We start from the raw sequence: 13,281 nt of genomic DNA, 5'->3' as shown, positions 1-13,281 counted from the left end.
CCCCGGCACGCTTGCGGAAAACTTCCTTGCTTGGAACGAAAATCCGGCTAAATCTGCTTCCTTCGGAGTTCTAAGATACGTCCTAATAAGCATTCCTTGTGTTGGTCATGCAAGCGTAGATTATTCTTTGCTCTTAAAGAGATGAGCCAAGTTTCCAAAAGGTGACTCGTGATCATCATCCATACTGCTGGAATAGACCACCTTGGATGTAATTCCTTCATCATCTGCGGCGCAATTCGTCTCAAGATTAAAACTCTCAAATTGATGAATGAATACTTTGGCTGTGTTGATCGCATCATCAAGTGCTCTGTGCTGCGTACCATCGAATTCAATCCCGCATAGTTCAAGTGCCTGAGCAAGTCCGAGCTGACGGAACTTACCTTCTTTGCGTACAGTGCGTGACCATTGCTGCTGTAAATCGTTATGATTCGTGATCCATGCTACATCGAGCTGATGTGTCCGGCAATGAGAGATTAACTTACTGCGATCATCCGGGCCCCATGAGCACATGTAGTATGGGTCGTTACCCATCCATGCAATGAAGTTTCGTATCGCTTCCGGAAAGAGCGGGGCTGCATCAATGTCTTTCTGAGTAATGCCTGTGAATTGAATCGTATCGGTAGAGAGTACCGATTTGTTAGAAGGACGAACATAGGTATGGAACGTGTCGGAAACGACCAGACCGTTCTCACCTTCTGTAACTTTTACTGCACCGATATCAATAATTTCGGAAGAGTAGCGAGCATTACGACTTACGGTAAATTCCAGATCATAAATGATATATGGCATTGGATGAACTCCTTTGTGAAATGTACATGTATAACATAGCGGATTAACGAACTGATTGTTATTTCTCTATATTACAGGTAAGAATCCAACATGTCAGCCACCAGGGCACATTTCATAGCAGAGAGAAGATGGGTTTGAAGTGCAGAATACAAAGGGCGATAGGCTATTCATTTGAGGCCTCATGCCTCTTTACATTAGAAAATGCGAACTTTATAATGGGTAAAGTTAGGGGGAAGTTCCAAGTTTTTGTTATAAGCATGTTCAAGTGGATAGACCGTTTGAGCATACAAGATCGATGTATAATTAACATTTCCTGACATGGTTGAAGGCCATTGGGAAATGTTTTTTTTAATGACATCAGATTACATATGGGGGTTAGGTTAGGTGGGGAAAAGTAAAAAGGGAAGAGTAGCGCTTATTGCCGCGGCTGTATTTATCGTTGTATGCAGTGCTGCCTATGGGGCGTTCTATATCTGGAACAAGAACTATAAGTTCAACAATAATTATGTCTGGCAGCCGTTGGAGGCTGTGCAATCGACGACAGAGCTCGCTGATTCTTACGATGTTATTGTCGCCGGAACGGATCCGGAAGGCATCACTGCAGCATTATCAGCGGCACGAAACGGCATGACTGTGTTGCTCACGGAAGCTCGTGACCGGAAGATGCTTGGGGGATTAATGACAGAGGGTGGACTGAATACGCTGGATCTGAACTACTCTCCTGATCAGCCACAATGGTTAAGCAGTCTGAGGCAGGCTGACTTTTTGAACAAAGGTATTTTTCAAGAATGGTTTGATCAGATTGAGGGCAGTTCATTTGATACGAACACTGCTGCGAACGTTTTCTACCAAATGGTTCGTTCTGAGCCTAACATTGATCTGTTGATGCATGTGAAGCATATGGAACCGTTGACTGAGTCTGCTTCGGGTGATCAAAAGTCCATTACAGGAATGGACATCACAACGGAGGAAGGGACGACTGTGCATATTGCGGCGCGTTCGATCATTGATGCGACCCAAGATGCAGATATCGCCGCAGCTGCTGGAGTGCCTTATTCCATAGGTAGACAGGATATTGGAGATGGCAAGTCTAAGATGGTATCCACCCTCGTCTTTAAGTTAAGTGGTGTTACAGATGCCGTATGGCAGAAGTTCAGAGACAGAGAAGGAACAGGTGTGGATAAAATGAGTGCCTGGGGTTACGGAGATGCGCGAAACTATGAATCAACCGATCCAGAGCGTGTGAAAATTCGTAGCCTAAACATCGGCAGACAGAATGATGACACCATTTTGATTAACACGATGCAGATCTTTGGAGTTGATCCGTTAGATCCTGACTCTGTGCAGGAGGGTCTACGAATAGGTAGGGAAGAGGCTCCGAGAATTGTAGACTATTTGCAGAAAAATTACCCCGAATTCGCAGGTCTTCAATATGAGGGGACTGCCGATGAACTTTATGTCAGAGAATCACGCCATATCTATGGCGAATATCGGTTGACACTCGCTGATCTCATGGAAAACAGGGATCATTGGGATGCTGTCGCCTATGGCTCTTACGACATTGATATCCAAAGCACAAGTGCCGGACTGCCAGGTACAATTATGATGAGTCCGATTCAGTATGGGGTGCCTTTTCGTGCATTGGTCCCCTTGAACGTAGATGGTCTGTTGGTTGTTGGACGAGCTGCGAGCTATGACACTATTCCTCACGGAAGCGCGAGAGTTGTGCCATTAGGAATGGCAACAGGGGAAGCTGCCGGAGCAGCGGTCAAGCTGGCCGATCTGCATCAAGAAACGTTCCGCGAGCTGTCTGCTTCACAAGAACGTGCAACCGAACTACGTACCATGCTGGAGAAGCAAGGAATGGATTTATCGATGCATACATTCGATCAACCCGACTATATGAAGCATAAGGATTACCGAGGTTTATTAGCTGCCGCAAGTATGTACATGACCTCTGGTAACTATAATAATGATGGATGGGACTTGGATGTTGCCATGAATCCCGAGCGCTTCTTGAGCAAATTAAAGCGGATGCAGGCAATGTTCCCGAGCAGTTACCCGGGACAAGCTACTGAAGCTATCACAAACATAACTAACCCAGCTTCAATGCCGCTATCACTCAATCAGGCTGCATATATGATATGGCTAATGATCGAGCCTGTTGGAGCATCCATATCGCCTGAGCAAGCTATAGCTGAATTGCACCGGGAGAATCTCATTAGTGATGCTACGCTGGATGGGATTGCAGACCAAAACGGGCTCACGAATGGAGATGCATACATGCTTCTCCGTGATGTGGTCGAATATCATTCAGATAAGGTATTTGAATGAGTTATAAGCCACGCCCTAGTTGACAATTTTGGGGTAATGAACTAATGTGATCAAAAATGGTAATAGCGATCAACAAGGACATGATTACGACGGTTGGCTTCAACAGAGAGAGAACCAATGGTGTGAGGTTTTCGTTGCTGCTTCGTAATTCCCGCCTTGCTAGCTGCGGAGGAGAAGGTCGATGACTGCAACTTCCGCCGGATGAGCCCGTTATGCTCTGAAGGATTGCATGACTGCTACTCGCCCTTAGGTGCGATAAGCGTTGGCTTATTCAGTGAGCTCAAGTTCAAGAGAACTTCAGCAAGGTAATCAAGCTGAATTCATGCAGTTAAATAAGGGTGGTACCACGACACATTCGTCCCTTGACGGATGTGTCTTTTTGCTGTTTATCCAATGATTATAGTGTGCGTCAGATTACAAAAAGAAGAGGTGTATCCACATGCGACAAAGTGAAATTCTAATCCCTACATTACGGGAAGCGCCAGCCGAGGCAGACGCAGCAGGACATCGCTGGTTGCTACGCTCCGGCATGATTCGCCAATTAGCATCCGGGATCTATAGCTATCTGCCAATGGGGCGACGTGTTCTGTTAAATGTTGAACGCATCGTTCGCGAAGAGATGGATCGTGCGGGATGTCAGGAAGTATTGTTGCCGATTATGCAGCCTGCCGAGCTCTGGGAAGAGTCCGGAAGATACGACCAGTATGGGCCGGAGCTTATGCGCTTGAAGGATCGTCATGCACGCGAGTTTGCACTTGGGCCAACTCATGAAGAAGTGGTGACTGCACTGGTACGTGATGAGGTCAACTCTTACCGGAAGTTGCCATTCACGTTATACCAGATCGGAACGAAATTCAGAGATGAACGCAGACCGAGGTTTGGTTTGTTGCGTGGTCGGGAATTTGTGATGAAGGACGCGTACTCCTTCGCTTCCAATTGGGAAGAGCTAGATCAGACGTACCAGGCGATAAATACGGCGTATTCACGCATTCTGGAGCGCTGTGGCTTGAACTATATGCGCGTTGAAGCGGATGCAGGAACGATTGGGGGACAAGGGGCGACACATGAGTTTATGGCGCTTGCCGATGTGGGTGAGGATACCATTGTCTCCTGTGGGAAATGTGGCTATGCAGCCAATCTGGAGAAGGCAGGGTACCAAGCTTCCAGCTTGAATTCTTCAGGTGAAAAAGGCACAACGATTCTGGCTGGCTCCGAATTGAAACACGATCTTCAGCCAGATTCTAATTCAGGTGCAACGTGGACTCTAATAGAGACACCGGGTATTCGTACGATTGACGAATTAAGCTCCTTCTTGAACATTGGGGCAGAAGCGATCATCAAAACATTGGTATATCAGGCGGATGATAAGTTGGTTGCGGTACTTGTTCGTGGGGATCATGAAGTCAACGATATTGCATTGAAGCAGGTATTAGGTGTGGAAGAGCTAAATTTAGCTGATGAAGCTGCGCTCGCAGGCCATCCTGAATTGGCCGTAGGTTTCCTAGGACCCATTGGATTGAACATACCTTTAGTTGTGGATCGGGATGTGGCTGGAATGGAAACGGCGATTACAGGAGGCAACGAGGCAGATATACATCTCTCAGGAGTGCGTCCAGGTAGAGACTTCCCCGTGAGCCGAGTCGAATCCGTTCGTTTTGCAACAGAAGGTGATGGGTGCCCTTCATGCGGAGAACCACTTTCGTTTACGAAGGGAATCGAGGTGGGGCATATTTTCAAATTAGGGACGAAGTATAGTGATGCTATGGGCGCGTCATTCTTAGATCGTAACGGTCGTCAATGCGCACCTGTGATGGGATGTTATGGTATCGGTGTATCACGCTTAATGGCGGCGGTAGCTGAACAATATGCAGGTGAGGACGGTATACAGTGGCCTGCGTCTATTGCTCCTTACGATGTACATCTCATCACGCTGAGTTGGAAGGATGAACAGCAACAGAAGCTGACGCTTGAGTTGGAACAACAGCTTATGGACGCCGGATACAGCGTATTATTGGATGATCGAGATGAACGACCTGGCGTCAAATTCAAGGATGCAGAGCTGATTGGATTACCTGTACAGATCGTCATTGGCAGAGGAGCAGCTGAGGGACAAGTTGAACTGGGATCACATGTGCTTACGATATCTGGGGATTCCAAACGGATCAGTATGGCCGCGCAAGAGGCTGTAGATCTTGTGAAGGAACAGCTATAATCTTGTAGCCACCATGTGCGTAGATATAGGTCCAGTTATTATGCGGTAAGCTGAAATTCAGTTGTAATGGCACCCATAAGCCGGAAAAAGAGGGCTAGAGTCATAGAAAAGAATTTTAAATTTTGCATATTGTCATCCGTAAACACTATATTGTTGTATGTTGTATTCTGTATACAACAGGTTTGTGTTAAAGGAAGCAACTAGCAAAGTTTTTTCTCGGAGTGACTGTGCAAATACGCAACATCTAAATGCAAGAATGGACAATTAAAAATACAAGGAAGCCTATGATAATGGCAATTATGGGGATATTTACTATAGTTCACTGCGGTAAATGAAGGGAGAACTTTTTGCCCAGTGCACCGCTGAAGATGTGTTTTTGGCGCGGAGTTTGGAAAATGAAGCAGATAGAACCGGTGCAAGGTTGTTAAGTAGGAAGGCCAGCATGGTAAGCATAGTGGTGCCATTCATATTGCCGATTCGTTCCGTATACTAATTCTTGAGTCTGTCAAAATAACATAAGAGAAAGGGTGTTCCATCAGCCGATAGCGGCTCTGAGGAACACCCTTTTATTGTTAAAACTATCGTTCAATTCACTAGCTTAGGTTACACTCACATGCAACGCTAATCCTGTCTGCACGCTCTTGCTCTGGAAAGCAGCTTAAGAAGCGGCTGGCAGTTTCAGTGATTGACCTGGATAAATCCAGTGTGGGTTTTTGATTTTGTTCAGCTTTTGCAATGCCTGCCATGTTGTGCCGTATTGTTTGGAGATGGAGTACAAGGTATCTCCCGATTTAACAACATGCACTTTAGCTGGTGCTGGCTTGCTTGGTGTAGGTTTAGACGGTGCTTCTGGTTTCGGTGTTTCTGGTTTTGGTGATTCTGGCTTCGGTGTAACCGGAGCTGGTGTTTCTGTTACTGGAGCTTCTGGTTCAGCTGTAGGCAATGCAGCTTCTTTGATCCGGCCGTCTGTTTTGATATCTACAGCGCCGAGTTGTTGCATGTATTCAATCAATGCTTCATCCAATGCACCGTACATGCCAGTTGTTGGGTATTTCGTGAACATCGTGTATTCGTCACCACCAACAGCTGTGAAGTCATTCGTAGCTAGTGTATACGTAGCTCCTGGATCCAGTGCTTGATCTCCAACCATCACGGAATGCACGCGGCTTCCTTTGTCTTGGGAAGGATCAATGCTGAATGTGATACCGGATACTTGCGGGAAACCACCACTCGGTTCAGGGTAGGAGCCTACGCCGTTTTCAAGAGCAGCCACAACATCGGAGCCCTTCACATCAATCGTTACAACCTGGTTACCAAAAGGAAGAACGGTAATAACGTCACCTTTGGTTACAACACCTGCTTCAATGGAAGCACGAATGCCGCCACCATTTGTCAGCGCAATATCTGCACCACTTACGTTACGAATTGCGTCTGCGAGCAGGTCGCCAAGGTTTGTTTCCCCAGCACGAACTTGTTCACGCTTACCGTCCAGCAGAACGGCTGTGTTAGCTACTTCTTCTTTCAGAATTGGTTCTTGTTCTTTCTGAATGGAGTTCACCAAAGTGGCAACTTTCTCATTGGGTTTAATATCTTTTGCTGCTGCTTCATCAATCAATGTAGCTTGTTTTTTCGTTACTTTACCAGCATCTACCCACAGGTCAATAACCCCTACGTAGTTCGTATATTCCCCTGCACTAGCGATCAGTGTTCCATTATCGGAAACCAGACCATCTTGCAGTACAGTGTGGCTGTGACCATCGATGAATACATCAATTCCAGGCACTTCTTTAACGACTTTGAAACTAGTATCTGTACTGGATGCATCTTGTCCAAGGTGTCCCAATACAACGACAACATCTACTTTGCTGCGGATTTCATTCACGAGCACTTTAGCTTCCACAGTTGGATCTGTGATATCAAGACCTTCTACATTTTTCGGATTCGTTTTGTACATTGTTTCCGGTGTAGTCAGAGCGATGATACCGATTTTCACGCCATCTACTTCTTGGATCAGATACGGTTCAAAAAGACGAGTACCGTCTTTCTTCTTCACGTTGGCGCTAAGCATTGGGAAATTCATCATGTCCGCAAGCTCAACGAGGCGTTCGGAGCCGTAATTGAATTCGTGGTTACCAGGTACGATTGCTTGGTAGCCCATTTCGTTCATTACTTTGACGATGCTCTCACCGTTAACCAGCGTGGCAAATGTTGTGCCGTGTACAGCATCTCCAGCATCAAGCAGGAGGGTATTTGGGTTTTCGCTACGGTATTTGTCCGCAATTCCAGCTACTTTAGCAAAACCCATCGCAGGTGAGGATTCAACTGCGCGTGCATGTGTATCATTCGTATGTAGAATGGTAATGTGCTTGCCTGTGCCCGGAGTGGTATCCGCAGCCGCAGCCATGCCTACACTGCCAAACAGCAAACAGACCGTTAGCAGAAGTGAAACGTAATTCTTCCAGATTTTCATATGAATCCGAAACCTCCCAAAATAGTAATCTACTTGAGCGTGTATAGCTCATTTGCTATTTTAGCAGACAATGATTAGGAAATCTCGCGATTTACGTAAAAATAGGTAACCTACAAGTGACATCATATTGTATGGATGCAAAAAGAAAATAAATTTTAACAACGAAGGAACGTATGTTCTTAGTTGGGGTAAAAAAAATGCTGCACTTCACGAGGCAGTCCTGTACGTAAGCAATATTTTTCAAGTGATTCATCGGGCTCTGGAGTTACCCCTGAGGTTAAGAGCTGAATGGCAAAAAGATTCGCCTGTCTTTCCAGTTTGCCAGGTGCAAAATAGGAGTGCTCCTCTAAAAAGAAACGGTTGATGCCTTTATGCAATCGGTCATGCCCCAGTTCGTGAGCACATACAAAACGTTGCCATTCTGGAGCCAGGTCATTGTGAATCACAATAAATCTGCGTCGCAGCTTACGAAAATACAAACCTTTGGTGGACTTTCCGAGATTGGTGAAACGGATATGTATCCCAAGGGCTCTCGCAATGCTGAAAGGGCAGTTTGTCCGGTGCTTTCGAATCAGCTTTGTTACAATGTCATCCATATCATCTCACCCGCTGCTTCAATTTGGTTCACCCTGTAATGTTTCATTGCTTCTTATCTGGATCGGTTGTTTTCTTGCGTTTGTTCATCTGCTTAGCTTCCCAGAATAGTCCTGTTAGAACATCCTTAATACGCTTCTTGTCCTCGTCATCCAGTGGTATGCCATCAAACATGAGATCATCCTCATCCTCCAGCATTTTCTTAAAGTCTCGACGATCCTTATAAGTTGCCCATTCAGGTGTGACCAGTGCATCTGTTGTGGTATTCATTTCTTCCATATATCCAGCTTGCTTCATCATCTCTGCATAAGGAACGGAGAGGGCATCTGCCAATTTGCGAATGGTTGCTGGTTTGGGAACACCACGAACCCCATTCTCAATGCGTGAAATCTGTGAGTTACTAATTCCTGCGGAATCTGCTAGCTGATTGATACTATAGCCTTGCAACTCTCGCAGTTGTTTGAGGTAAGATCCAAAAGCATGCTCCACAATTCATGCCACTCCTTCAATTAGTCTATCGTAGTCTACATCTATGTAAGTTCAACTAATGAATATTTACACTTGCCACTCCGATGACAGAATAACCTTCCGAGCGCTGTTATCCCCAGATTTTTTTGATTCCCTTCTTTAAAGGGAAAATCCGGCGATAAAGGCGAGCGCTTCGCTTCTTCACGTTATTTCTGTCTTCTCCGTTCACGTGTAAAAAGTTTAGTTGAACTTATATAATTCGTAGAAGACGACTTGGATGGAACTCGTTCATTATTTGTACTATATCGTATATATACCATTAGGTAAAGAGATTTGAAACAATTATGCCAAAAGGTAAAGAGAATGAGAGAGTGAGTTTTATTTTTGGCTCAAAATGACCCAAAATGAGGGTTTACTCCAATCTCCAGAAAGTGGTATCCTCGAATAGAAATACGAACATTATACGAACAAAATGTAAATTAATGATAACTGATGCCTATTAAAAATACCATCGTTTTTTGGTCTATTCACGCTCGAACAGATTCCAAAAGGCAACAAAGGAACATGAGCTATATGAAGCTCTAGCACAGAAAATAAAATGTTCAGTATATAAGGAGGAGAATGATGATGGAATTATTGTTACCCGAATTGGATCGCCGAAAAACACAGACTGCGGTTGAAGCTGCTCTGGAGAAGTATCGCATATACAAAACCATTGCGTTTGAAGAGCGAGAAGTGATGGTGACTGCGAGCTATGCAGAACGCTTCCATGGTGCAACGAACGTAACCGGAGATTCAACGGCTCGAACAGCAATTTATAATGTGGATGTCCAGCGGGCACGTCAATCCTATTGTGATACGATTGATTTTATTGTCTCTCGTCTTAGTGAGAAAGAGCGTCTGCTTGTGTGCGAACGTTATTTGAAGGATGAAGATGTATTCGATTATAAAGTGTATAACCACGTGTTCGACCCTCCTGTAAGTAAGGATACGTATACGAAGATTCGAACGCGTGCCTTCTATAAGTTGGCTCTTGCTCTATCCGATCGAGGGTTAATTAATGTAGAGCCGTTATCGGCAACACGCAAGGAGCGTAAGAAGCTGGGGTGAGGGCGGCGAACTTCATCCTTTAATATCCATGCCTGATTGGATACAATAATGAACAATACATGGTTTAGTTAAATTACGTGTTCAAAAGGTGCGGTCGGAATTTTTGAACAACCTCTTAAAGGAGAGAATCTGCATGTCTGAAGAAGGTAGGATGCAGGAAATGTACACCCTGAAGACGATTGCGGAGACGTTGAATACCTCGAACGACCTGAGTACGATGCTCGATACCGTAATAGGTAAGTTATTGGGTCTTACAGGACTGACAACAGGATGGTTATTTCTGATTGGTGAACGCGGAGAATATTCGTTCATGGCAGACTATAATTTGCCTCCTGCACTTCAGCGTCAAGAGAAGCAACCGATGCGATGTGGCACGTGTTGGTGTCTGAATCGCTTCTGGGATGGGCGATTGGACAATGCTGTTAATGTTCTTAACTGTAAACGACTTGAGGATGCGCGTGAATATCAATGGGGAGATACCTATGATATCACCCATCATGCAACGGTACCTCTTCGATCTGGTGAGAAGATGTTAGGGCTGCTCAATGTAGCTGCCCCGAACAAAGAGCACTTTAGTGAAAGTGAACTGGCACTATTACAGGCAGTAGCTTATCAGATCGGCAGTGCGATTGAGCGGATGCGGTTATATCGTGCTGAGCAGAGGCGAGCAGATCTATTTGCGAAGCTAGGCGGATTCAGCAGTGCGTTAGGACTCGCGGTGAATGAATGTAAGCATTTGGATTCGCTGGCTGAGACAACGGTTAGTCTGCTAGGGCAACATTATGATTGGCCATTTGCGGCATTGCTGAAACTCAGAGAGGATCGTTTGGTTGTACAAGCTGCACATGTTGTGGGAGCCTTGCAGCAACGATCATTATATGAAGATTTTTCTATAGATGGTTTGAACGGGCTACAGCGTGCTATTGATCTTCATCGAATTACGAAATTATCCGCCTCAGAGGTTCAAGGTATAGCTACAAGCAGTGCACGGTCGTTACCTGTACCTGTTCTATCTTCGGGTCTCGCCGTCCCCATTCTGAGTATTATTCCGGGAGAGGCAGGCGTATTAGTCGTTGGTTATGCTCAATCCAGCATTCTCCCTCAGGCGGATCATGAGGTACTTGAGGCGATTGCTGAACACATTACTGCGTCGTGGGAAAGCTTGAAGCTTGCTGAACAACGGCGTGAGTTGGCTCGATTGGAAGAACGGAATCGCTTGGCACGGGATCTGCATGATTCGGTCAACCAGATTCTATTTTCCTTGTCCCTGACGGCGAAGGGAGCTGAGAGCATGATGTTGGGCTCTGCAGAGCTTGAGCCTATTAGAGAGGCAATGAAGGACGTTCGTTCTCTCTCACAGGAAGCGCTGAAGGAAATGCGAGCACTGATTATGCAGCTGCGACCGGCAGGTTTAGAGAAGGGGCTAATGAGTGCATTGCAAGAATATGGTGCAGGACAGGGACTGCAGGTGGCTGTCCATCGTTCTGGTATGGGAAGTCTGCCCCGAAGTGTTGAAGACGGGCTATGGCGAATCGGACAGGAAGCCCTTAATAATGTACGTAAGCATGCTGGTGTGGACGCGGCTGAGATCATCCTACATTTGAGTGATCGTGAGGTAACATTAAGCGTAACCGATCGTGGGAAAGGTGGAGCCAAGCGGCGTGGAGCTTTGTCCACTCGTTCTCTCGGATTATCGATTATGAAGGAACGTGCTCAAGCGTTGGGAGGTCGATTGGAACTTGTAAGCTCCGCTCGCAAAGGAACAATAGTAACGGTGATTGTCCCGCTTACGTCTGGAACGGTAGAGAATTAAGGAGGAGAAGAGATGCCGATTAGGATTTTGCTTGCGGATGACCATGCGATGGTCAGACGTGGGCTTCATGTTTTTCTATCCACACAGTCCGATATGGTTGTCGTTGGCGAGGCATCTGATGGACAGGAAGCGTTGCAACAAGCGGCAGAGCTCGAGCCGGACGTGGTGTTAATGGATCTGCATATGCCTGTACTCGATGGAATAGAAACAGCTAGACAGCTTCGAGTGCTTACGCCTAGTATTCGGATCATTGTGCTCACATCGTTCTCAGACCAGGATCATGTTGTACCTGCTGTACGTGCTGGGGTCAAAGGATATTTGTTAAAAGACATCGAACCAGAGGATCTGGCGGTGGCGATCCGCAATGTACATGCAGGTCAGGTGGAGCTTCATCCGGCGGCGGCTGGTCAACTCATGCATGTCATGGCTTCTGCTGAACTATCTATGAATGAACAGCAGTTATCGTTGAAGCAGACAGAGCAACAGCCTGTACAAGAGCAACGTCAGGATAAGGATATGGAAGCACAAGCATCCGCACAGGATCTTGATACGCTGACCCGTCGTGAACGGGAGGTGCTGGGGCTTATCGCTCAGGGGTTGAGTAATAAAGAAATTGCAGCCCAGCTAGTCATTACTGAGAAAACAGTAAAAACACATGTTAGTCATCTATTGGATAAATTAGGGCTATCTGATCGTACACAAGCTGCGATCTATGCGGTCCGCAAAGGATGGGTGGTCTAAGCATCATGACCACACCTCAGTCCAAAGTCGTAGAAACTCAGCCGAAAGGTTGAGTTTTTTGGTGCTGGAAGTTAAGCCTTTCTGCTGACGCATCTAAGGGTGAAGAAAGATATGCTAGTAATACATAAACGAGAACACGAAATGAAAAAAAAGGAGCGTGACCCAATGAAATTTATTGTTGTGGCAGGAAGTAACCGCAAAAATGCGACCAGTACACGTCTGGGAGAATATGTGATTCAAGCTATTCATGGTCAAGGACATGAAGCGAGCCTGTTCGATTTATATCAAACACCGGTTCCTTTCTACGCGGCGGATGAGAAACTCGACGATGATCTACATTTGGCTGATCTGAAGGCACGAGTGCTCGCGGCTGACGCCATTATTTTAGCTACGCCAGAGTACCATGGAAGCATAAGCGGTGTGCTCAAAAACGCACTGGATCACCTAGGTCAATCCTATTTCAGCGGGAAGCCGGTGTTGTCCATTAGTTCATCGGGAGGTGCTGTAGGCGTAAGTGCGCTACTACAGTTACAAGCGATTGTGCGGAATATGCATGGGATCAATGCATCAGAATGGATTTCCATTGGTGGAGCGCAACGTAGAAGATTCGAGGCAACATACGATGGATACGAGGAATATGAGGGTAGTCAGGATATTGAGGAACGGATTCAAAGTGTACTTGGTTCATTTTTGCATCTAGCAGAGGCCATCACGTCTGCACGTAAATAACACTTGATAGAGAGGGGGATG

General features: G+C 46.0%; 10 protein-coding genes. 6 read left to right on the top strand and 4 right to left on the bottom strand.

All coding sequences use genetic code 11. The features are described 5' to 3' along the window. Positions 1–120: 120 nt before the first annotated feature. Positions 121–789 carry a 3'-5' exonuclease gene (locus tag MH215_RS11405; RefSeq protein WP_056694128.1) on the bottom strand — a complete coding sequence of 223 codons (669 nt, stop codon included), beginning with the start codon at positions 787–789 and terminating at the stop codon, positions 121–123. Between the two features lie 384 nt (positions 790–1,173). Here MH215_RS11405 and MH215_RS11400 point away from each other — a divergent pair, with 384 nt between their 5' ends. Together MH215_RS11400 and MH215_RS11395 are read left to right on the top strand one after the other, a co-directional pair. Next, entirely contained in the window at positions 1,174–3,123 is a 1,950-nt protein-coding gene (locus MH215_RS11400) for an FAD-dependent oxidoreductase (protein ID WP_239290279.1), read from the top strand. A gap of 439 nt (positions 3,124–3,562) precedes the next feature. Further along, positions 3,563–5,335, top strand: coding sequence for a proline--tRNA ligase (locus MH215_RS11395; RefSeq protein WP_239290278.1), 1,773 nt, complete (start codon positions 3,563–3,565; stop codon positions 5,333–5,335). Positions 5,336–5,993: 658 nt separating this feature from the next. Here MH215_RS11395 and MH215_RS11390 read toward each other — a convergent pair. The 3 genes from MH215_RS11390 to MH215_RS11380 form a co-directional block, all read right to left on the bottom strand. Continuing rightward, positions 5,994–7,805 carry a 5'-nucleotidase C-terminal domain-containing protein gene (locus tag MH215_RS11390; protein ID WP_239290277.1) on the bottom strand — a complete coding sequence of 604 codons (1,812 nt, stop codon included), beginning with the start codon at positions 7,803–7,805 and terminating at the stop codon, positions 5,994–5,996. 179 nt (positions 7,806–7,984) lie between these two features. After that, entirely contained in the window at positions 7,985–8,401 is a 417-nt protein-coding gene (locus MH215_RS11385) for an ImmA/IrrE family metallo-endopeptidase (RefSeq protein ID WP_239290276.1), read from the bottom strand. A gap of 43 nt (positions 8,402–8,444) precedes the next feature. After that, on the bottom strand, positions 8,445–8,891 hold the full coding sequence (locus MH215_RS11380; protein ID WP_239290817.1) for a helix-turn-helix domain-containing protein: 447 nt from the start codon (positions 8,889–8,891) through the stop codon (positions 8,445–8,447). A 603-nt stretch (positions 8,892–9,494) separates the two neighbouring features. On the opposite strand from MH215_RS11380, the gene MH215_RS11375 reads away from it, so the two are divergent. From MH215_RS11375 to MH215_RS11360, 4 genes are all read left to right on the top strand, one after another. Next, complete coding sequence (locus MH215_RS11375) at positions 9,495–9,977, top strand: ArpU family phage packaging/lysis transcriptional regulator (protein WP_239290816.1); 483 nt, start codon at positions 9,495–9,497, stop codon at positions 9,975–9,977. Positions 9,978–10,110: 133 nt separating this feature from the next. Next, positions 10,111–11,790: a GAF domain-containing sensor histidine kinase gene (locus MH215_RS11370; RefSeq protein ID WP_239290275.1), complete on the top strand. Its 1,680-nt coding sequence runs from the start codon at positions 10,111–10,113 to the stop codon at positions 11,788–11,790. 12 nt (positions 11,791–11,802) lie between these two features. Next, positions 11,803–12,531: a response regulator gene (locus MH215_RS11365; RefSeq protein WP_275446085.1), complete on the top strand. Its 729-nt coding sequence runs from the start codon at positions 11,803–11,805 to the stop codon at positions 12,529–12,531. 165 nt (positions 12,532–12,696) lie between these two features. Then, positions 12,697–13,260, top strand: coding sequence for an NADPH-dependent FMN reductase (locus MH215_RS11360; protein ID WP_239290274.1), 564 nt, complete (start codon positions 12,697–12,699; stop codon positions 13,258–13,260). Positions 13,261–13,281 lie beyond the last annotated feature (21 nt).

The sequence above is a fragment of the Paenibacillus sp. ACRSA genome, from assembly GCF_022346845.1.
GTDB lineage: Bacteria > Bacillota > Bacilli > Paenibacillales > Paenibacillaceae > Paenibacillus.
Note: the sequence above shows the minus strand (reverse complement) of the source record. Positions and strands in the feature narration are given on the sequence as shown.